Here is a 21,541-nt window from a genome sequence, read left to right on the forward strand (position 1 = left end):
CGGCCCTAGTAGAGGCTCAGCAGGGCCTCGACCGGGTCCGCCGCCGGGGTTTCGCCGTCGGGTAGGACGAGTTCGAACCAGACAGTCTTGCCGCGCGGGGTGCGGCGGCTGCCCCAGCCCGCGCTGAGCAGTCCGACCAGTTGCAGCCCGCGGCCGCCCTCGTCCGTGTCGCGGGCGCGTCGGCGGCGAGGCTGGACCAGACCGCCGTCCCACACCTCACACACCAGCGTGGTGTCGAGCAGGAGCCGCAGACGGATCTCTCCGCCCGGCTCGCCGAGGGGGATTCCGGCGCCGTACCGCAGGGCGTTGGTGACCAGTTCGCTGACGAGCAGCTCGGCGGTGTCGACGAGTTGCTCCAGCCCCCAGGCGGTGAGCTGCTCCCGCGTCAGTTCTCGGGCGCGGGCGACCGACTTGGGTTCGGTGGGTAGTTTCCAATCGCCGACCGACTCCTCGGGCAGGCCCTGGACGCGGGCCATGAGGAGCGCGATGTCGTCCTCGCCGTGACGGGTGTCGAGGCTGGCGAGCACCCGGTCGCAGAGGCCCTCCAGCGGGCTGGAGTCCTGTCTTCCGGCGGACGGGGGCCGGTCGGTGAGGGCCGTACGGAACGCCTGCAGCCCCTCGTCCAGCGGGTGGTCGCGGGACTCGACGAGTCCGTCGGTGTAGAGCGCGAGGAGCGCGCCGTCCGGCAGGTCGACCTCGATCTCCTCGAACGGCTCGCCGCCGACGCCCAGGGGCATGCCGGTCGGCACTTCGAGCATCAGCGCGGACTCGCCGGGTTCGACGAGGACGGGCGGCAGATGGCCGGCGTTGGCGAATGTGCAGCGCCGGGTGACCGGGTCGTAGACCGCGTACACGCACGTGGCGAGGTAGACCTCGGAGAGGTCGGAGGAGCGAGAGGCGGCGGTGCCGCTGCGGCTGGTGCGGTGGTCCCCGTAGGCCCCGGCCGGGGAGCCCAGGCCGCGTGCGATCTCGTCGAGCTGCGAGAGCACCTCCGCGGGCTCCAGATCCAGGAGGGCCAACGTCCTTACGGCCGTGCGCAGTTCGCCCATGGCCACGGCCGCGCGAAGGCCCCGGCCCATCACATCGCCGACGACCAGAGCGGTGCGGTGCCCTGGGAGCTGGATGACGTCGAACCAGTCGCCGCCCACCTCGGTGGCGGTGTTGCCCGGCAGATAGCGGCAGGCGATGTCCAGCCCCGCGGCTTCGGGGTCGCCCGGTGGCAGCAGGCTGCGCTGGAGGATCAGCGCGCGCTCGTGCTCGCGGCGGTAGAGGCGCGCGTTGTCGATGCACACCGCGGCGCGGGCCGCCAGTTCGACGGCGAGTGCGGTGTCGCGCTCCCCGAACGGCTCGCTGCCCTTCGTACGGGAGAACTGGGCCAGCCCGACGACGGTGTCGTGGGCAACCATCGGTACGGCGAGGGTCGACTGCACGACAGCGGCGCCCAGTTCGGGCGCCTCGTCGCCGTGGCCGGGGACGACCTTGGGATGAGCGGTGCGCAGGGCGTCGGCCCAGGCGGAGTTGAAGGGGAAGCGGTGGACCGCTCCGACCTCGATGGCGTGCGGCTCGCAGTTCTCGTCGCCGACGCGAGCGGGGAGGGAGACGGGGGCATCGGCCACCGCGCTCGCGAAGGCCACGCGCCGCAACTCCGCGCTGCCGTCGGCGAGTCCCGACGGGGTCTCGTCGCCGGTGAGCAGCCCTTGGTAGAGGTCGACCGAGGCGAGATCGCAGAACTGCGGTACGGCGACGTCGAGGAGCTCGCGCGCGGTGGTCTCCAGGTCGAGGGAGTTGCCGATCCGGGCACCGGCGGCGTTGAGGAGGGCGAGGTTGCGGCGAGCGCTGGCGGCCTCGCGCTCGGCGTTGCGGCGCCGAGTGACGTCTGTGGCGAGACCGGCGACCCCGATCGGGCGCCCGCTGCCGCTGTGCAGCCGGTAGAGATTGACGGACCATCGGCGGCGTTCGGATTCGCCGGGGATGGTGCCCATGAGCTGAAGATCCGTCACCGGGCTTCCGGTGTCGAGGACTTTGCGGAGTGCGGCGTTGAGGCGGTCGGCCTCGACCGGTGTGAGGTAGTCCTTCGGGGCCCGGCCGCGGTGGGATTCCGCGGTGCCGCCGAACACGGCCGCGAAGCGTTCGTTGGCACGGAGGATCCGCAGGTCCGTGCCGAACAGCAGGAAACCCATGGGAGATTGGCCGAAAACGGCCTGCGAGGCCGCCAGGTCGGTCTCGATGCCGCGCAGGACCCGGGCGTCCACGACGATGCAGACCGCGCCGCGGCCGCCGCCCTCGGCCTCGGCGGGCATCACGTAGACCTCGGCGAGACGGGGGCGGGTGCCCTCGCTCGTACGGAAAGGGAGGAGGCCGACCCACTCACGGCCGTCGAGGATCTCGGCCACCTTGCGCTGGCCCTGATCGCTCAGTTCGGGAGGGACGAAGGCTTCGATCGGGTCCTTGCCGATGGCTTCGGAGGCGGGGATCCGCAGGAGCTCGGCTGCGCGCTCGCTCCACTGGTCGATGCGGCCGTCGGCGCCGAGAGAGAAGGAGGCGACCCTGATGTAGTCGTATATCGACCCGGGCGGGCTGCTCTGCCACACAGGGGCATCTGCCGTCTCATCGGGCGTCCCCGCCCCGGCTGGTATGTCGCTCACGCGCCCGTCCCCTCCAGCTCACCTTGCCCGGACCGGCCTCCGCCGAGTATCCAGCACCTCAGCCATCCGGAACACGGCCTTCACGATCACAGCACTGTCTCATTGGAGGGTCCGCGGTGAGCCCCCGGAAGGTCACAGCCACGCATCACGTCGGGAATCTGCGGCCCGGATCAGTCCCGTGATCAGCACTACTCCTTTCTTCTAACCGGGCAGGCCGAGCTCGAACCACACCGTCTTACCCGTGCTTTCCCGCCGCGTTCCCCAGCGGCGGGACGTACGCGACACAAGCTGAAGCCCGCGCCCCCCTTCGTCGTCGGGCCTCACGTCCCGTTCCCTCGGCAGATCGGGCATCGGGTCGGACACCTCGACGAGCAGTGCGTCGCTGCGGATGCGCCGGATACGGACACCGATCGGGCCGGTGGCATGGCGCAGCGCATTGGTGACGAGTTCACTGACCAGCAATACGGTCACGTCGCTGACTGCGTTCAGACCCCACTCATTGAGGGTCGAACGGACCAGGGCGCGGGCGGCCCGGACGGACCCCGCCTCGGCCGGGAAGCTCCACGAGGTCTCGGGCTCGGTCGCGGTGTGGGCGACAGGAGGTCTCGCGCGGGGAACCCCTGCAGAGTCGCTCACGCCGACCACTTCCAGATCACTGGCGGACCCCGGTGTCCGGTTTCGGGCGATTTCGGTGTCGCTACTGACGGCATACCCGATATCGATGTCCGCTATAGGCTCATTTGGCGCGCTGTGGCATGAAACGACTTATCGGACTAGCCTGTCGCCCGGCCGAGCAGTCGCACCGCTTCCGCGACCGCGGGCCGGTCCTCGTCCAGCCAGTCCACCTCGTGCACCCGGCCGGGTGTGAGCCACCGGAGCTCGTCGTGGTCCTCGAGCGGCCGCGGCTCGCCCGCGACCAGCCGGGCGGTCCAGACCCACAGCACGAGGCCCGGCTTGAGCGGCCACTCGCCGGGAATCCGTGCGAGCGGCTCCACTTCGACGCCCAGCTCCTCGCGCAGCTCGCGGACCAGGCCCGCCTCGGGCGTCTCACCGTGTTCCAGCTTGCCGCCGGGCAGTTCCCAGCGGCCGGCCAGCGCGGGCGGGGCATTGCGGCGGGCGGCCAGCAGCCGTCCGCCGTCCAGTACGGCGCCGCCGACCACGATCCGCGTCTCGTCTCCCGTCACCCGGGAACCCTACGACGGGTGCATGCCCCTCCCGCCCGGGCCGGCCCCGCGGGCACGGCGATCAGTCACCGCGCGGTCGTCGTACGGAAGCCCTGGGGCGGCGGGCGGAACCGCGCACGGGGGATGGGGGCCGAGGCACCATCAGGGGCTGGCGGTTGCGGAGGAGGAACGGGGTCCTCGCACGGTGCGCGGGGTCCCCGCACGGTGCACGGGGTCCTCGCACGGTGCGCGGGGCGCGGCCGTGGGCCCGCGTCGCGCGGCGGAGGCGAACTCGGCCCGGCGGAGGCTGGACCTCAGCCCGGCGGAGGTTGGACCTCAGCCCGGCGGAGTGATGCGCTCCGATATGCGAGTGCGACGCCCCGGGGGCGGGCCGCACGCGGGTCACGACGGGGTGCGGCGGCCTATCCGCTCCACCGAGTAGAGCTGCTTGCGGCCCCTCGACTCCAGACGCGCGGCGACCCGCTCGGCCTCCGCCCTGGTGGCATAGCGACCGACGCGATAGCGATTGCCGTTCTCGTCCTGACGTATGACGAGCCATGGCTGCACGGCGCCGCTGTCGGTCATCGCCTCGCCCCTCGCGCCGTCGCACATTTCCGCGCGCGCAGCGTCCTGGCCTGTGAGGAAATCGCGATCCGCATATGCCGAGCGTACGCCCGACCTTCACGCAACGGATACGGCTTTTCACAAAGAGGTACCGTTCCGGCCACGAGTTCGGGCCGACCGCTCCGCTCATCGCCGGATCCGGCCATGACCGGGCCCCGCAACCCGCCCCATTGCGGCAGCTGCCACGCCGGGGTGATCGCGAGCGCGGGAAACGGTACCGGTAGCCGCGGAACCGTCAGGGCGGGGGTCGACTCACCCCGCCCCGTGAGCCGACGTGACGCGGCGACGCCTACGGGCCGGGCGCGGCCCGCGGCGCACGGCCGCGCGTACGCGTACGGACGCCATTGCCGGAGCCCCGGATGCGGCAGCGGCCTCACTTGACCGGATTCCACCGCCCCTGCCCCTGCGCCACCTTGACCGCCTCGGACGGTACCCGGAAGCGCGCATGACGGCCTGTCACGATCAATGCTCAGGCGCCCGTCAGCGCCTCCTGACGGCCGCTCAGCCGTCCGGCGGTCGCGGGCCGCGGAGGCCTCGCCCCCGCACCCCGTCACCTCACGGGCAAGTGGTACGCGATGCGGTACCGATCCGCCGGAGCGACCACGTCCGCCGTCTCGACCGGTCTCCCGGAGGCGTAGAACGTACGGGCCACCACCAGCACCGGATGCCCCGGCACGCCCCCCAGCGCAAGCGTTTCCTCAGCAAGTCCGGGCCGGGCGCCGATCTCCTCCAGCACGTTGTCCACGATCACGTCGATCGCGGCCATCCGCTCCACCACCCCGCGCCCGGCCAGCGGTCCCTCCTCGGGGAGCATCACGGGCGTACGGCCGGTCACCGCCAGCGGTTCCCACGACGTGGAGAGCATGGCCGGCTCCCCCTCGGCCCGGAAGAGGTAGCGGGTGCGCATGACCCGCTCCCCCGGCTCGATGCCCAGCCGGGCGGCGATCGACGGGCTCGCGGCCTCCTGCTCACTGCTGGACTCCCACGTGCCTTTGACCCGCTCGTCGGCCTGCTCCTGACGGAACGGGGTGGAGTCGGCGGCGCACTGATAGCCGGAGCGGGCGATCCGGCGGGGCACGGGCCGCTCCCGCACATACGTCCCCGAACCCGAGCGGCCCTCGACGAGGCCCTCGGCCATGAGCACCTTGCGGGCCTCCAGCGCGACCGTGTCCGAGACGCCGTACTCCTGGCGGATGCGGGCTTGGGACGGGAGCCTCGTGTGCGGCGGCAGTGAGCCGTCGACGATCTTCTGCCGCAGGTCACCGGCGACCCGAAGGTACGCAGGCTGCTCACCGAAAGGCACGTGCCCCTCCCACAGTTTGACAGACTGCAACACCCTGGCAACCGAGGGTTGTCGATCGCAAGTGGGGGCCAAAGTTTCACCCGAAGTGCTGATCTTGATCAGTGCCCGGCATGAAGCCGCAGGAAGCGGGCCAGAACCGGCCGCGCGATCTGGGTGCCCCAGTTGCCCCAGTTGTAGTCGAACGCGTGGTCCGCCCAAGGAATCTCGACGTACTCGTGCACCGCACCGGCCCGCGCCAGCCGCGTGCTCAGCTCGCGCGCCTGCCTCACCGGTACGAGCCGGTCGTGGCTGCCGTGGAGCAGCAGGGTCGGCGGCACATCGCCCCGTACGAGCCGGACCGGCGAGCCGAGCCGGAAGCCCGCGGACGCCGTCATCAGCGAACCGCCCATGAAGCGGCGGACTCTGGGGTCGGCCCGGTTCGCGCCGCCCGCGATCATCCCGGCCATGTCGGTGGGCCCGTAGAACGACACCACCGCGCGGACGGAGGTGTCGCCGCGCGTCTCGCAGGAGGGGCGGGGCCGGTTGTCGCGGGCGGTGTAGGCGGCGGACAGGGCGAGGTTGCCGCCCGCCGAAGTGCCCGCGAGAACGATCCGGGAGGGGTCGACGGCGTACCGCGCCGCATTGCCCCGCACCCAGCCGATGGCGCACTTCACATCGCCGATCTGCTGGAGCTGGGTGGCGCGGGGCGCGAGCCGGTACTCGATGTCGAAGACGGCGTACCCGCGGTCGTTGAGCCACTCGTTCCAGCGCGGGGTCTGGCTGCGGTGACCCGACTCCCAGCCACCCCCGTGCACCCATACGACCGCGGGGCGCGTGGTCCGCGGTCGGCGGCCCCCCGGCAGCCACACGTCCATCTTCATCCGGTGCTTGCCCACGCGCGCGTACACCAGGGTGCGGTCGCGCGCCGGCTCCCGCGCGTAGTTGAGACCGGCGAACTGCGCTGCCAGGGACAGCCCTTCACCGTGCACGCGGGCGGTCGCCAGGGCGGCGGCGTACGGTGCCAGCGCGCTCGCCAGGGCGACGGCCGATGCGGAAAGAGCGACCCAGGCCGCCCAGCGGGTGGTGCGGACCGCCCGGGTACGCCACAGCGCGCGGACGAGGACCAGGCCGAGCAGAGCGGGGACACCGAGGACCGCCGTGCACCAGGACGTGGCGAGCACGGAGGCGGCGGCGACGAGCGGGCGCCGGGGCAGCGGCACGAACACCAGCACCAGGAGCAGGACTTCCAGGGCGGCGAGCAGGAGCAGCAGCGCGACGGTCAGCCACCGTCCGATCCCGCGCGCCACTGGCATGACCGACCTCCTCGCACAGGCCCACCACGGCCCAGCACTTCCCGGGCGGACCGAAGTCGTCCCGCCGGATGGTCCGTTCGGCGCAGCGGAGCGGCGTCGGAGGGGGGACACCCCGGCCCGGGGGGCCGGGCGCCGGGGCGCTTACGGCCGGCCGTTGCGGCCGCGCACACCAGGAGGGACGCTGAAGGGGGGCGCGATCGAGGCCCACCCTGAGCGCGTACGGGATGCGCAAGACCCCGGTCGGCCCGGAGTCGGAAGAGGTGAGTGGCATGCGCATGCTCATGAAGGCCCGGATGAACACCGAACGGGCGAACCAGGCGATCAAGAACGGCACTCTGGAGAAGACACTGCTCTCGGCGCTGGAGGGGCTGAAGCCGGAGGCGGCCTACTTCACGAACGAGGACGGCGTCCGGTGCGCCGTCGTGGTGTTCGACATGCAGGAGTCCTCGCAGCTCCCGACCGTCTGCGAACCGTTCTTCCTCGAACTCGGCGCAACGATCGACATCATGCCCGCGATGAACGTCGATGACGTGCAGAAAGGCCTCACGGACTTCATGGCGCACCGCTGAGGGGCGCGGGGAAAGGTTTCGGCCGCCCGCCGTCCGGCGTGGTCAACCACCGGTGCCTCCGGTGCCGTCGCCCAGGGCTGCGCCACCGGCGGCGTCGGGGCTCACGGACGTTTCCTCGGCCCGTGATGCATGATCGGCCGGCGGGGTCCCGCCGACGTACGCGGTGAGCAGCAGCGCCACGTCGTCGGGCCGCTCCGCGGCACCGCGGGCCTGCTGGACGACGCGCTCCGCCATGTCCTCCAGGGCGTCGGCCCCGGTACCGGAGAGGACGGTCCGTATCCGGTCCACACCCGCGTCGATGTCGTGGCCCGGCTGTTCGACGAGGCCGTCGGTGTAGAGGGCGAGGACGCCCCCGGCCGGCAGCCGGAACCGTGTCACCGGATACGCGGCGCCCGGATCGACGCCGAGCATCGTTCCGCCCGGCAGGTCCAGCACCTCGGTCGAGCCGTCGGGGTGGCGCAGCACGGGCGGCGGGTGGCCGGCGCGTACGGCACTGGCCACGCCCGTACGGGGGTCCAGTTCGATGTAGCAGCAGGTCGCGAAGACGCCGGCTTCGAGTTGGGCGAGCATCCGGTTCGTGCGGCTGACGACCTCCTGGGGGGAGCTGTCGCTGGAGGCGAACGCGTTCACCGCGCTGCGGAGCTGTCCCATGACCGCGGCCGCCGCCACGCTGTGGCCTTCCACGTCGCCGATGACGAGCGCGACGCCCCGGCTCGTCTCGATCACGTCGTACCAGTCGCCGCCGATCTCCATGCCCTGGGTGCCTGGGAGGTAGCGGCCGGCCGTGCGCAGCCCGTCGACCGGAGGGAGACGGTGCGGCAGGAGCGCGTCCTGCAGACCGCGGGCGAGGGTGAACTCGACGTCGTAGAGCCGGGCCCGCTCCAGCGCCTGCGCTGCCAGGCCGCCGAGGGCGGTCAGCGCGGCGCGCTCGTCCGCGGTGAAGCCGTGCGGGGCGTCGTAGCCGAGGATGAGCGAGCCGACGGCGTGGCTGGAGGCGATCAGCGGGAGGAACGCCCAGGCGTGCATCCGGTCCAGGGCTATGCCGGGGTACGCGGCGGACAGGTGGCCGGGGGACTCGAAGAAGATGGGGACCCCGGTGGTGAGCGCTTCGACGCCGGGGAGGTGGGCGTCGAGGGACACGCCCTCGAACCGGTCGAGGAAACCCTCGGGGTAGCCGGACTCCCAGGCGAGATACAGACGCCGGTCGCGTACGACGTAGAGCGCGAGTTCCTGACCGCCGAACGCGGGCAGCAGCTGCTCGGCGACCGCGACGCACACCTCGCGTACGGTCACGGCCTCGGTGAGAACGCTGGCCATCTGGACGACGTGGTAGAGGACGCCGGGGCGGGTGATGGCGACGGGCGTCTCGGGCGGGATGCGGATCCGGGGTTCCGGGGTGGCCTCCTCCACCCCCTCGGCGGCGCGGGGCGGCGGGTCGCTGGGGAAGATCCGGCCGGTCAGGCCGTGCACATCGGGATAGAGGACGAACCCCAGCCATTCGCCCGCGGGGTGGTGCACGAGGAACGACGTGGGCTCCTGCGACAGCATGGCGGCGCGGTAGCGGTCCTCGTACGCGGGGTCCGACAGCCAGGTCAGGACGTGCCAGGGGTGGCGGCCGAGCAGATCCTCACGGTCGCAGCGCAGCAACTCCTCGCAGTGGTGATTGACATAGGTGACGCGGCCGTCCTGGTCGAGCGAGAAGACCCCGTCGGGCAGGCGCTCGGCGGCCTCGGCGGCGGTGCTGCCGGACGCGGCGTCGAAGACGACGCCGACGAGGCGGATGGTGGGAGCGGGCAGGCCGCCGGGCTCTGACGGGGTGGCCGGCGCGGCCGGGCGCGGGGGCACGGTGCCCGGTCCGGCGGCGGGGTGGGGCACACCGAGGACAGCGGGCGGCCGGGGCGTGGCACCGGGGGGCTGGGCGACCGCGGGGGGGCGCCGGGGGAGGACGGCCCGGGGGTGCCGGGGCGGGGTGCGCCCGGTTGCGTGTCAGGGGGCCGGACAGGGGCGGCCGTACCGGGTGCGGGTCCTTCCACGATGCGGCCCCACAGCTCGACGGGCCGGTAGCGGACCTCGTTCTCCGTGACGTCCTGCACATCGCGCACATCGCGGACCCGGAACCTCCGCGCCCGGACCCAGCCTTTCTCGTCGGCCTCCACGGCGCTGGAACGCAGCTCGTGCAGATCATCGGGAATGATCAGGTCCTCGACGTCGGCGATCGTGCCGCCGAAGGTCTCCGGGGTGGTGCCGAGCACGGCGCAGGCGTCGTCGTCCGCGGAGAAGGCGCCGGTGCCGAGATCCCAGTCGACGAGCCCGACGCGTATGCCGGTGGTGATGGCCGCCGGGGGCCGTACGCTCACCGGCTCGTCGTCGTACTCCACCCGGCGGTCGTGGACGTCCAGCTCTCCCAGGGCGGCGCTGATCGACTCGACGGCCGCGAGGAGTTGCTCGCGGCACTCGGCGAAGGCGCCGGTGACCTGATCGCTCGTATCCGGGGCGACCGCGCCGCTCGTGCCGGCCGTTCCCGCGTCCGCCGCGTCGGCCGTTCCCGCGCCCGCCGCCTCGCGGTCCCCCAGGGGCTTCAGGACGACCAGCACGCCGACGACCTCGCCCTGGGCGCGCACGGGAAGGTAGGCGGAGGCGAAGGCGTACGGCAGTCCGGCCGCCATCTGCGGAAACCGGCGCATGGTCTCGCCCTCGTCCGACAGGTGGACGGGCTTCTCGGTGCGGTACGCCTCGGAGGTCGGGAGGGCACCGCTGACCGGCATCCGCCACCACGATTTGATCAGCGAGCGCGGCACCCCGGCGACCAGGGCGAGCACAAGGGAACGACGGTCCCGCGAGCGCAGGTAGATCCCGCCCCCGTAGCCGCCACCGGCCCGGATGGCCTCGGTCAGGACGGGTGCCAGGGGGGCGGCAAGGGCGCTCTCGCTGCCGGCCCCGCGATCAGGGGTCCCGGTGTCGAGCCTCGTCGCCCTCACCCCGGCCCCCGTCGGGGCTTCCTCGCCCACCATGTCGCGTCCTCCCGCTACGGACGCCCTCCACGTCGTATCACCAGGATGTGCCAACCCGGGCCCGACGGCGCGCCGGACGGAGTGCCCAATTCGCCGGCCGTCCCGGCGATGACGTACGGCCTGGGACTGGCGCGGCCGCCGACGTCACCTCGTCGCGCCGCGAGCGGTCTCGCTCACGACGCCGCGATCCATCGGACCTGTGAAGCTTCCGCCCCATCTGTCTCACTCGACTCCCACACCGCTTCGATAACCTGATCGAACTCACGATGAGCGCCCTCATCGTCCGTCGTTCACCGCAAAACCATGCCATTCAGCACGAAGAGTGACCAAAAGTGACCTATCCGGCCAACATCTAACAAATCGACCAAACAATTGATACCTATCTCATCACGAATATTTTCGCGAATAAACAGCAGAATTATGTCCTCCGCATGGCCTCGACCACGGGCGACGCTGTGGGCCGCGGCGGCCGTGGCGACCCTCGGATTCCTCATCACGCTGGAGATCGCCGCGCGTCACTACGGCCAACCGGGGCCGATCACCAACCAGGCGCAAGAGGTGCTGTTCGCCCCGAAATCGGGGCCCCTTTTGTACGCCGGTATGGCGTTGATGATGGTGGTGCTCACCTGGCGGCAGCGGTTCATCGCGGCTGGTGCCGCGATCGGCATTGATGCCGTCTTCTTGCTGGTTCGGTGGGCGGTCGACGCAAGGCTGACCGCCGGCCACCCCTTCGGCAACGGCGCGTTGTGGGTGATCCTGGGCTGTGCGGTCATCGCCGTCACGCGCCGCACAGGGCAGGAACGGGTCCTGCTGCTGAAGGGGGTCGGGCTGGGCCTGCTGCTGGTGGCCGGCCGCAAGACGGGCGACACCTGGCTGCTCATCACGTCGAAGACCCGCCCGGCGGTGCTCGACCAGTACCTGGCGACCGCCGATCAGGCGCTGGGCAACCCGTCGTGGCTGGCAGGCCGGATTGTCATGGCCACCGGCCCGATCGGCGCCCACGTTCTCGACTACGTCTACATTCAGCTTGCGGTGGCCGCGGTCGTGGTCACGCTGTACCAACTGCGCAACGTGGCGGCCGAGCACCGTTTCCCGGGCCATCACCTGGTGCGCACTTTCCTGGTCATCGGCCTCCTCGGGCCGGGCATCTACATGATCTTTCCGGTGGTCGGACCGATCTTCGCCTACGGCGCCGACGGCGGGCACTGGGCGGTGGCCGACGTGTGGCCGGACACGGCGCCACCGATCAGTACCCCGCACGAGATGCCATTCGACGGGATCACCCCACGCAACTGCATGCCCAGCCTGCACACGGCGTGGGCCACCGCGATCTTCATCCATTCCCGCAAAGCCCCACGGATTCTGCGCTTCGCAGGCTCGTTCTGGCTCATCGCCACGCTCGGCGCAACGCTGGGATTCGGCTACCACTATGGCGTGGATCTCCTTGCCGGCGTGGTGTTCGCCCTCACGATCGAGGCGGCATTGCGCTGCCTCGATCGCGGCTGGGACCGGGCGGGAATCCAGCTGGTCATCCACGGCGCAACGGTCTTCGTGGCGCTTCTGGTGTCGTATCGCTTTCTGTCGGTTGAGATGGGCGGACATCCGTGGGTGTCCGGACCAGTTCTCCTTCTGGCCATGACATCGGTGGTGCATGGCTATGTACGGACCACCAAACTGTGGGAACCGAAGCCCGCGCCGGCGCCGCAACCCGAACCACAACCTCAACCGGCCTGAATCGCGCTGCCTGCAGGCTTCCCACTCACTGCTGCGCGAGGATGTCGCCGGCCCAGGGCTCCCGTCTGCCCCACCATCACCCCCTGCACCGACGGGCGGCTTTACGGCGTCCTTCGCCCTGATCACCGCCGAAGGGTGTGGCGCGCCGCATTTATCACCTACGTCGTGGCGGTTCGGCGGGCGTGCGCTCTGCCGCGGGCGTGGCCCGCCGTGCCGGGCGCCCCATTCCACGGCCTACCTATTTGTGCGGTAATCGCTGGTCGGGGACGGGCTCGGGAAGACCCTCTATATGCCACATTGAGGTACGGTTTTTTCCTCGTCGGCCATTGACTCGACTTCTCCGGGCTACATAACATGTATGCACAACAGTGGCCCGACGGGATCCAGCGGCTCCCCCTCAGCGACTGCATCGCGTCGGACAAGGTCACGAGAGGCCGTCAGCGGCGCCCGTGACGCGTACCGCCGGGCGCGCGGATTGCAGCATCTGCTGAGTCGGACTTCGCCCGGGCCGCTGACAAGACCAGCGAGGCTTTCCATGGCTCCGGCACCTACCAGCTCCCCGATCGCATCACGTGCGCACCACCGCCCCGTCCCCCAGCGCGCCACCGCTCTGCCCCTGGCCCGGTGCGCGCCCGGTGAAGCGGTGTCACGTCACGTCGTGATTGCCGTCCGGGCCGAGGAATGCCAGGTCCGTACGGTCCGCCGATTCGCCTCGGCCCACATGTCCCGCTGGGGGCTGTCCCAGCAGGACCAGGACTGCATCGTCCTCATCATCGGTGAACTGGCCGGCAACGCAGCGCGCCACGGTGGTGCGGACATGGCCTTGAGCCTCTCCCTCAACGGCCGGGAGATCTGCATCGACGTCGTCGACACCGGCCATGCCGACCGGACTCCCCTCCCCCGCCTCACCGACACCGAGGACGAATGCGGCCGCGGCCTGGGCATCGTCGACCATCTGGCCAGCTGGACCGACTTCCGCGCCGAACGGGGCGGTTGGAGGAGCCGCGCCGGTCTGCGCGTGGCCCCGCCCGTCCCCGCCACGGCGTAGGCGTTCCGGCCCCTCAGTCCCCCGACGATCACAGCGAGTCGCTCAAGGTGTCCGCGAGGCGCTGCCGTACGGCACGAGCTGCCGGCAGTACGGAAACGGCGACCGCGCCCGCCACCGCGGCCGCACCGATCCCGAGCAGAACGGCCGGTGGGGGGTTCTGGGCGATCCCCGCGCCGATTCCGCTGGTACGGCCCTGGAGATCGATCAGCCAGTCCGCCGCCAGCACGCCGAGGACGGTTCCCACCACACCGGCCGCCAGCGCGATGAAGCCGGTGCCGGCCACGATCACGGCCATGATCTGGCGTGGAGTGAGCCCGATCGCCTTCAGGGCGAGCAGGTCGCGGCGCCCCTCCCGTACACCCGAGGCGATGGTCGTGGACAGCTCCGCGAGACCGATCAGCGCGAGCACGAAGATCAGACCGACGATCACGCTGCGCACCGACGAGAGCGCGTCGGCCGGATCCCCGATCTCCCGGATGTCGAGCCGGCCGTCCCCGATTCCGGCCAGATCGCTTCTCACCGCGCCGGGATCGGCACCCTCATCGAGCCTCAGCTGGTAGAAGTCGGGCCGCAGGGAGGGGTCGTCCTCGCGCAGCGTCTCGAGGGACGTGGAGATGACCCGTCCGCCGTCGTCCGTCTCGATGCTGCGCCCGACGATGTGCAGGACCTGCGGGTTTCCCTGGACCGTCATGCGCACCCAGTCGCCGACCCCGACATCGAGCAGATCCAGCATGCCCTGGCCCGCCACCGCCTCGTCCGGGCCGCGCGGCTCCTGTCCCTCCGCGACGGCGAACGGGTACGGGTCGCTCTCCGTGCCCAGGCCACGGAGCCTGATCGTGCCGGTCTGGCCCGGGACCAGGGCCGCCACCTCGGCGCCCGGATAGGCGGCCTCCACGTCGGGGTGATCGGTCAGCTGGCGTCGCGCGGACGCCTCGCCGACGGCGTCGCCCCGCACCGTGAGCGCGGCGGCGAGCCCCACCTTCTGCGGCCGGTGCTCGAAACCGTCGAGGGTGGTCCAGGCGCCCATCGCCACCGTGATCAGCAGCAGCGGCACGGCCAGTCGGCCGACGGCGGCAAGGGACCGCACCGGGCGGCTGAACGCACCGCGCCAGCCGAGCACGAGAGCGGGCGGCAGCCGCAGTCCGAGGGCTCGCCGTACGGTTCCGGAGATCCTGCGGCCCACCGGTGCCACGGCCCGGGCGGCGGGGACCGATGGCACACGCCCGGCCCGCCAGGCCGCCGACCCGGTCGTGACGGCGATCAGCAGCAGCGCGGCGGCCGAGATCGCCGCAGGCACCCAGGCGTGCTCGGGGAGGGCCTGCCACAACTCCATCGCCTCGCCGACCCGGCCGGGCAGACGCGGAGCCAGCAGCTCGGTGAGGACGGCCCCGCAGGCCACGCCGACGATCGCCAGGGCGAGGTGCTCCAACAGATACATCCGGACGAGGTGAGCCGGGGTGAAGCCGATGGCCTTCAGTACGGAGATGTCCCGCAGATGACCTCGGATCCTGGTGCTGATGGCGCCCGCCACGGCAAGGGCCGCGGCCAGCAACGCCCCGAGTCCGAACACTGCGAGGAGGAGTCCGAGGAGCCGGTCACCGCCCTCCGCGTCGGCCCGGGCCTGCTGCCAGGTGGAGACCTCGGTGACCTGGTCGGCGCCGAGTTCGGTCACCGCCCGCTGTACGGCGAAGTCGGTGTCCTCGGGGTTGTTCAGCTGCAGGCCGATGGCCTGTCCCTGGCGCGCGGGGTCGGGCGCGACGTGCCGGAGGGTCCCCGGCAGCACCCATGCGACGCCCGGATTCTCCCCTGCCCGGTAGCGCGGCTCCGCGGTGTCGGCGATGCCCGCGACGCGCAGCGTGCGTACCGTCCCGTCGACTCTGGTGCGCAGGGTGTCGCCGGGCTCGGCCCACAGTGCGCGGGCGACCGAGCTCTCCAGAACCACGGAGTCGCGGGCGTCACGGGTCAGCCAGTGACCGGAGGCGATGAGCGGGCGAGCGACGTCGGGCGGCCGCGGCCCGGTGGCGCGCAGCTCCAGCGTCGCGTCACTGCCCCCGTGCTCGGCGCCGGCCACGGCTGTGCGGAACGGCCCGGAGGATGCGTCGACCCCGTCGAGATCGGCCAGCGCCCCGGCGTCCGCGTTCGCCTTGGTGTGAATCCACACATGGGCGCCGGAGGACTGGGTGAAGACCCGCTGCCAGGGGTTCGCCGCATAGGTGAGGAAGGCTCCGGCGAGCAGCAGCGAGATGATGATCCCGGCCGTGGCGAGGACCATGAACAGCGCTTCGCCCCGCTGCACTTTGAGATCGGCGCGCACCCAGCGCACCGTGGCCCGCATCCTTCTCAGCCCTTCAACTCGATGGTGCCGGACACGCCGTCCGCACGCCGGGCACCCTCGCCGAGCGCGGCATCGTCGACGATCCGGCCGTCGAAGAGGTGAATCACCCGGTCCGCGGCACTGGCCATCCGGGCGTCGTGGGTCACCAGCACGATGGTCTGGCCGCGCTGGTGGAAGCGGCCGAGCAGACGCAGCACTTCCCGCGTGCCCTTGCTGTCGAGGCTCCCGGCGGGTTCGTCCGCGAGCAGCAGCGCGGGATGGTTGACCAGTGCCCGGGCCAGCGCCACCCGCTGCTGCTCACCACCGGACAGCTCGCCCGGCATGCTGCGCTCCTTGCCCTCCAGCCCGAGGTCGGCAAGGAGCTCGGTACGGCTCTCCCGCGCCCCCTTGGGCGTGGCCCCGGCGAGCAGCGCGGGCAGCTCGACATTATCGGCCACGGTCAGGGTGGAGACGAGGTTGAAGAACTGGAAGACGATGCCGATGCTGCGCCGGCGCAACACGGCCCAGCGGGCCTCGCTGTAGGAGTCGACCTCACGGCCCCCGAGCCAGATCCGGCCGCTGTCCGGCCGGTCGAGGCCCCCGAGCAGGTGGAGCAGCGTGGACTTGCCGGCGCCCGAGGGTCCGGTGACGGCGAGAAACTCGCCGCGTGCGACGCTCAGGTCGACGCCGCGTACGGCCTTGACGGGGCTGCCGTCGGCCTGGTGGGTCTTGACCAGGCCCTCGGCCCGCACGATGGGTTCGGCGTCGGCGGCAGTGGTACCGCCGGCCGCGGCGGAAGGGGCCTCACGGCTCATTCCAGCTCCTCCTGGCAACGCTCCAACCAGTCGAGGTCCGCCTGGAGATGGAGCATCGCGCCCTCGATCAGCAGCTGCGCGACGTGGTTGTCCCGGTCCTCGGTCGCAGCCAGCTTCGACAGGTCACGCATGGTGTTGAGATAGTGCCGCCGCTGGTTGTTGATCAGAGCGATCTGATCCCCAGGGGTGGGTGCGAGGGCGAGCTTCATGAAGAACTCGTCCCGTACCCGCGGCTCGTCCGTGGGCTCCTCGAACCACGCGGCCACCGTTTCGCGGCCCGCGGGGGTCAGCTGGTAGATGCGTTTGTTCGGCCGGGCCGACTGGCTGATGTCCTGGCCCTCGATCAGCCCGGCTTTCTCCAGCCTACCGAGGGTGACGTAGATCTGTCCGATGTTCGGCTGGGGGTACGCTGCACCCAGGAGGTTTTCCAGGGTCTGCTTGAGTTCGTACCCGTGAGCGGGTTCCTTCGCGAGCAGCGCCAGGAGGGGCAGACGCACGGTGCCGCCTCCTTCCCGACATGCCTTCTCGTTAGGTGAACGCTACGGGCAGCGGCCCGGACGTCATATGGGGCATACCGCGACATCAAGTATCCCGCATGCCTAACGCGTAGCCAGGGGCTCACACCGGGCAGTCGTCGGCGCCGAGGTGCCAGGAGGAACGTATGCGGTGGAGACTCGCCGCGAGCAGAGGGCTCCTGGCAGCCGCGCTGATCTTCACGGGCGTCGCAGGCGCGTGTTCCTCGACCGATGGGGGCTCGGACGACTCCGACGGCCGCGGTCAGCTCACTCTGGTGACGGGCGGGGACATCACCGGCTATCTGCGCAACATCCTCGAGGACTGGAACCGTGCGCGGCCCGCCGAGAAGGTGACGCTGGTCGAGCTGCCCGAGGCAGCGGACGAGGTCCGCGCGCAGATGTCCACGAGCCTGCGGTCGGGCAGCGACCGCTACGACGTCCTCAACCTCGATGTGGCCTGGACGTCCGAGTTCGCAGCAGCGGGCTGGCTCGCCCCGCTGAACGCCGACCGCTTCCCGACCAAGCGGTTCCTGCCGCCGGTGGTGAACACCGCTACCTTCGGCGGTCGGCTGTACGCCCTGCCCTACGTGACGAACGCGGGCCTGCTGTACTACCGCAAGGACATCCTGGACCGGGAGGGCGAGAAGCCTCCGCGCACCTGGGCGGACCTCGAGCGGTTGGCGAAAACGGTCGCACCGAAGTACGGCCTGGACGGATACGCCGGGCAGTTCCTTCCCTACGAGGGGCTGACGGTGAACGCCGCCGAGGCCGTGCAGTCGGCCGGCGGCTCGATCCTCGCCGGCGAGGGGTCCCGGGTCACCATCGACTCACCCGAGGCCAGGAAGGGGGTGGCCTTCCTGGCGAACGGCGTGCGGGACGGGTGGATCCCCGAGAAAGCCCTCGCATACAAGGAGGAGGAGTCCCGGAAGTCCTTCCAGGACGGGCGGCTGCTCTTCCTCCGCAACTGGCCTTACGTGCACACGCTGGCGAGCGGGAAGGACTCGAAGGTCGCGGGGAAGTTCGGGATCGTTCCGCTGCCCGGGCCGGACGGGCCCGCCGCGGGCATCCTCGGCGGCTCCAACCTCGCGATCAATGCGCACTCCCGGCACAAGCAGTCGGCGTCCGACCTCCTCACCTTCCTGACGAGCGAGAAGGTCCAGCGGCGGGTGCTCACCGAGGGCGCGCTGCCTCCCGTGCGGGCCGATCTGTACGGCGATCCCGCACTGGTGCGTCGCCTCCCGTATCTGCCGACACTGCGGGAGAGCGTGCTCGCCGCCAAGCCGCGGCCCAAGAGCCCGCGATACGAGCAGGTGAACCTGGCCATCCAAGCCGTCGTGCACGACGCCATGGCACAGCGGGAGACACCGGAACAGGCCGTCGCGCGTCTGGCGCGTGAGCTGGAGGCCATCGTCCGCCAGAACTGATGTGCCGCAATACGAGCAACCGGCAACTGCGCGGCACTCGCACGAATTGAGCCCTCGGCGGAAGCGTGAATCATTGCCCGCTGTCCTTATGCGATGGGCCAACTGAGCCCCGGACAGCGGTGGATGACTCTTTCCGTCACTGACCATTGCGGTCGGCGATGACGCACGCCACCTCTCTCGATGCACGAACGCCCATGCCGACCGGGCTGCTGACGCCCGAGCGTACGGGCGTCACCGGCCCGGTTCGCTCCCCGCCCGATCACGCGTTGATCATGCGAAAGAGCCTGCGGCGCCGTGCCGCGTGAGGAATCTTGGCGGCGGCAAAAGGCCCTTGCAAAGGGGCGATGTACTACGACGCCTCGTGGGTGCAGTCGGATCGGGGCCACGTTGAAAAGCTTTGCCGAGCGCCCGAACAGCGACTTCAAACCCACTAGGACGAGTCGTAAGTGATGTGCGTTACAGGGTTGCAGGCAATGAAGGAGAGGCGACTTACCCTATGAATTCGCGAGTGTGCACAGCGTACCGACCGGGTCAACTCACAGAGAATTGGCGGAAATTCAGGTTCTTCGTCTCGACTCTGTGAATTGGCAACCCACGCTGCTACGGTACCCGCGCAGGCGGCCCCCACCCGCGGCATGCGGCCCCACCCGCGACATTGAGCGAGCTATGCGGCAACGTTGCCGCTTCGGCGGTCGCCAGGTCTCCCGTACCCGAGGACATGCGATGGCACCACGGAAACATCGGTCGCACCGGCGCAGATCCCTGCTGACCTCACTACTCATGCTCGGCCTGATCCCCAGCCTGGCGCTGGTTCTCGTCTGGGCCTCGAATGCGTACAGCCTGCTTGCCGACGGTATGGAACTGAACCGTCAGGCGGAGCTGGGGCGTTCCCTCGACCCGAAGCTCGACGCCGTCCGCTGGAATGTCGAAAAAGAGATGCGGGTGAGCTCGGCCTGGCTGGCCGATTCCGAAGCGTCGCATGGGTCCCTGAAATCTCAGCGGAACAGGACCGACAGCTCCATCGAGGCGCTCGGCGACCTGCGGCAGAAACTCGAGGATGCCCCGGAAAACGTCCGCGCCGCACAAATTCCATTCGCGGACGTGCTGCGGAAGTTTCCGCTGTCGCAGCTTCGCACGCAGATCGATCGACGGGCGGTCGAGCCCCTCGAAGTCATGCAGAGTTTCAACAGTCTGATCGGCGCCGAGATAACCGCCCTGTTCGAGGCCCGCCAGGTGCCGCAGGGGTCGCTGGTGTCCAAGGCACAGCCGCTCTCGATGCTCACCATCACCTCGCAGGCAATCCACCTGGAGGACACCGTGATGGCCCAGGCGCTGGTCTCCGGGACCATGCGACCGGCGGAGCGGGTGGCATTCATGACACCGCTGGGACTGCAGAGGTCCATGCTGGCCGACTTGGAAGGCATCCAGTCGCCCTCGGAACAGGCCGCGCTGGACCGGCTGACCAAGAGCGCCGCCTGGAAGAGGATGGCGGCCACGGAAGATGCCGTCCTGGCTGCTCGCACGGATGAACGCGGGCGTATGAAGCTGCCCCCCACGGCTGCCCAATGGCGTTCCGACCTCGACACATTGGAACGGGGGCTGGAAGACCTGATCCGGGAGAGAACCGACAGGTTGCTGGCGTCGCAGACCGACACAGCACACGACACGTTGCGTCACGAAGGCGTGGTGACCCTTGCCGGGCTGGCTGCCGTCATCGTCTCCGCCACTCTCTCCTGGCGCGTGGCCCGCTCGTTGCTGCGCCGCATGGCCGGACTCCGAGCGGCCACGCTGGAGCTCGCGCAGAAGCGACTGCCGGCCATCGTCGAACGGCTGAACCGCGGCGAGAAGGTCGAGGTCGAATCCGAGGCCCTCGATCTTGATTACGGCAGCGACCAGGTCGGCCAGGTCGCCCAGGCGTTCAACGCGGTACAACGCACCGGGATCCACAGCGCCGTGGCACTCGCCGACGCCCGCCGCGGTTTCCAGAAGGCGATCCTGATCAGCGCTCGCCGCAGCCAGAACCTGGTCAACGGCCAGCTCGCGTTCCTGGACGACCTCGAGCGCAAGTACGAGAATCCGGGCGTCCTCAAGGATCTGTACCAGCTGGACTCCCAGGCCACGCAGCTGCGCCGGTACGAGGACAACCTGCTGATCATCAGCGACAGCCGGCCTGCACGCCACTGGAATGAGCCCGTCCCCCTCGCGGATGTGCTGCGCAGTGCCGTTGGCGAGGTCGCCGAGTACCAGCGGATCACCGTGAGCGCCGAGGACCAGGTCAGCCTGGTCGGCCGTGCCGTCGGCGACGTCGTTCACCTGCTGGCCGAGCTGACGGAGAACGCCACCAGGTTCTCGCCGCCAGTCTGCCCGGTCCTCGTCAGGGGCGACACCGTGGGCAAGGGGGTGGCTGTCGAGATCGAGGACCGCGGCGTCGGGATGAGCGAGGCGGAATACGCGTCGGCCAACCTCCGGCTTGCCGACCCTCCGCCACTGGACGTGCTGTCGTTGGGAGACGACGCCCGGCTCGGCCTGTTCGTCATCGCGCGGCTCGCCAACCGTCTGGGAATCACCGTCACCCTGCGGCCGTCGGTCTTCGGCGGGACATCCGCGGTGGTGCTCATTCCCGAGGCTCTGCTCGTCCGTCAACCGGAGCAGAAGGACGACCGGAGCGAGGCACCGGCGAACGGCGAAGCACGGGGCACCGGCCTGTCGCCCTCCCCGCGGGGCGGCTCGTCAGGCAAGCAGACCCCGGCGTCCGTCCCAACCGCGCCGGTAGCCCTCGCCTCGGCCGCCACTGCAGTACGGGCCGCGTCCAAGAACCCGGACGCGTCGGGCGGACCGCCGCCCCCGCTCCCGGAACGCGTTCCCCAGGCCAGCCTGGCACAGGAGCTGCGCCAGACCCCGGAGACCGAGACGCGCGAGGGCCCGGCGCAGCAGCCGCCGGCCACGGCCCAACGGGCCGCGCATTCCCTGTCGGCATTTCAGCGCGGTTCCACGCAGGCCAGGAAATCCGGCCCGGCAGGAGACCACGGCCCCGGTCGCTGAGCCCCGTCCCGTCCGCACCCCGGCACAACCGACGCTCCGGAG

At 70.7% G+C, this 21,541-nt stretch carries 15 protein-coding genes and 1 pseudogene; 5 read left to right on the forward strand and 11 right to left on the reverse strand.

The annotated features are described in order from the left end of the window. Nucleotides 1–5: 5 nt before the first annotated feature. The 6 genes from AB0M26_RS12635 to AB0M26_RS12660 form a co-directional block, all read right to left on the reverse strand. Complete coding sequence (locus tag AB0M26_RS12635; RefSeq protein WP_365258831.1) at nt 6–2,645, reverse strand: SpoIIE family protein phosphatase; 2,640 nt, start codon at nt 2,643–2,645, stop codon at nt 6–8. 201 nt (nt 2,646–2,846) lie between these two features. Continuing rightward, nucleotides 2,847–3,281, reverse strand: coding sequence for an ATP-binding protein (locus AB0M26_RS12640; RefSeq protein WP_365258834.1), 435 nt, complete (start codon nt 3,279–3,281; stop codon nt 2,847–2,849). Between the two features lie 137 nt (nt 3,282–3,418). Then, nucleotides 3,419–3,808, reverse strand: a complete 390-nt coding sequence (locus AB0M26_RS12645; RefSeq protein ID WP_365259042.1) for a (deoxy)nucleoside triphosphate pyrophosphohydrolase — start codon at nt 3,806–3,808, stop codon at nt 3,419–3,421. Nucleotides 3,809–4,210: 402 nt separating this feature from the next. Continuing rightward, nucleotides 4,211–4,393: an SPOR domain-containing protein gene (locus tag AB0M26_RS12650; RefSeq protein WP_365258837.1), complete on the reverse strand. Its 183-nt coding sequence runs from the start codon at nt 4,391–4,393 to the stop codon at nt 4,211–4,213. A 589-nt stretch (nt 4,394–4,982) separates the two neighbouring features. Next, on the reverse strand, nt 4,983–5,735 hold the full coding sequence (locus tag AB0M26_RS12655; RefSeq protein ID WP_365258840.1) for a GntR family transcriptional regulator: 753 nt from the start codon (nt 5,733–5,735) through the stop codon (nt 4,983–4,985). 98 nt (nt 5,736–5,833) lie between these two features. After that, the gene (locus AB0M26_RS12660; protein ID WP_365258843.1) at nt 5,834–7,027 is read right to left on the reverse strand and encodes an alpha/beta hydrolase; all 1,194 of its coding nucleotides are present in this window, start codon (nt 7,025–7,027) and stop codon (nt 5,834–5,836) included. A gap of 269 nt (nt 7,028–7,296) precedes the next feature. Between AB0M26_RS12660 and AB0M26_RS12665 the strand changes: the two genes are divergently transcribed. Beyond that, nucleotides 7,297–7,596: a hypothetical protein gene (locus AB0M26_RS12665; RefSeq protein WP_365258846.1), complete on the forward strand. Its 300-nt coding sequence runs from the start codon at nt 7,297–7,299 to the stop codon at nt 7,594–7,596. A gap of 42 nt (nt 7,597–7,638) precedes the next feature. Here the strand turns inward: AB0M26_RS12665 and AB0M26_RS12670 are convergent, their stop codons facing one another. Next, nucleotides 7,639–9,441, reverse strand: coding sequence for a SpoIIE family protein phosphatase (locus AB0M26_RS12670; protein WP_365258849.1), 1,803 nt, complete (start codon nt 9,439–9,441; stop codon nt 7,639–7,641). A 749-nt stretch (nt 9,442–10,190) separates the two neighbouring features. Continuing rightward, nucleotides 10,191–10,607: pseudogene (locus AB0M26_RS12675) on the reverse strand (phosphatase); the annotation flags it as partial. A 420-nt stretch (nt 10,608–11,027) separates the two neighbouring features. Here AB0M26_RS12675 and AB0M26_RS12680 point away from each other — a divergent pair. Further along, complete coding sequence (locus AB0M26_RS12680; protein WP_365258852.1) at nt 11,028–12,341, forward strand: phosphatase PAP2 family protein; 1,314 nt, start codon at nt 11,028–11,030, stop codon at nt 12,339–12,341. A gap of 643 nt (nt 12,342–12,984) precedes the next feature. Next, nucleotides 12,985–13,389, forward strand: a complete 405-nt coding sequence (locus tag AB0M26_RS12685; RefSeq protein WP_365258855.1) for an ATP-binding protein — start codon at nt 12,985–12,987, stop codon at nt 13,387–13,389. 28 nt (nt 13,390–13,417) lie between these two features. Here AB0M26_RS12685 and AB0M26_RS12690 read toward each other — a convergent pair whose 3' ends face one another. Genes AB0M26_RS12690 through AB0M26_RS12700 form a run of 3 tightly spaced genes read right to left on the reverse strand, consistent with a single transcriptional unit; the run spans nt 13,418 to nt 17,015 of the window. Then, nucleotides 13,418–15,724, reverse strand: coding sequence for an FtsX-like permease family protein (locus tag AB0M26_RS12690; protein ID WP_365258858.1), 2,307 nt, complete (start codon nt 15,722–15,724; stop codon nt 13,418–13,420). A 5-nt stretch (nt 15,725–15,729) separates the two neighbouring features. Beyond that, on the reverse strand, nt 15,730–16,518 hold the full coding sequence (locus AB0M26_RS12695) for an ABC transporter ATP-binding protein (RefSeq protein ID WP_365258860.1): 789 nt from the start codon (nt 16,516–16,518) through the stop codon (nt 15,730–15,732). Further along, a complete protein-coding gene (locus tag AB0M26_RS12700; RefSeq protein WP_365258863.1) occupies nt 16,515–17,015 on the reverse strand; it encodes a PadR family transcriptional regulator in 501 nt (166 codons plus the stop codon). The genes AB0M26_RS12695 and AB0M26_RS12700 overlap by 4 nt, the downstream gene beginning before the upstream one ends. A gap of 164 nt (nt 17,016–17,179) precedes the next feature. On the opposite strand from AB0M26_RS12700, the gene AB0M26_RS12705 reads away from it, so the two are divergent. After that, nucleotides 17,180–18,457, forward strand: coding sequence for an ABC transporter substrate-binding protein (locus AB0M26_RS12705; RefSeq protein ID WP_365258866.1), 1,278 nt, complete (start codon nt 17,180–17,182; stop codon nt 18,455–18,457). Between the two features lie 780 nt (nt 18,458–19,237). Continuing rightward, entirely contained in the window at nt 19,238–21,499 is a 2,262-nt protein-coding gene (locus AB0M26_RS12710; protein ID WP_365258869.1) for a nitrate- and nitrite sensing domain-containing protein, read from the forward strand. The last annotated feature ends 42 nt before the right edge of the window (nt 21,500–21,541 follow it).

Source organism: Streptomyces sp. NPDC051776, from assembly GCF_040681345.1.
GTDB lineage: Bacteria > Actinomycetota > Actinomycetes > Streptomycetales > Streptomycetaceae > Streptomyces.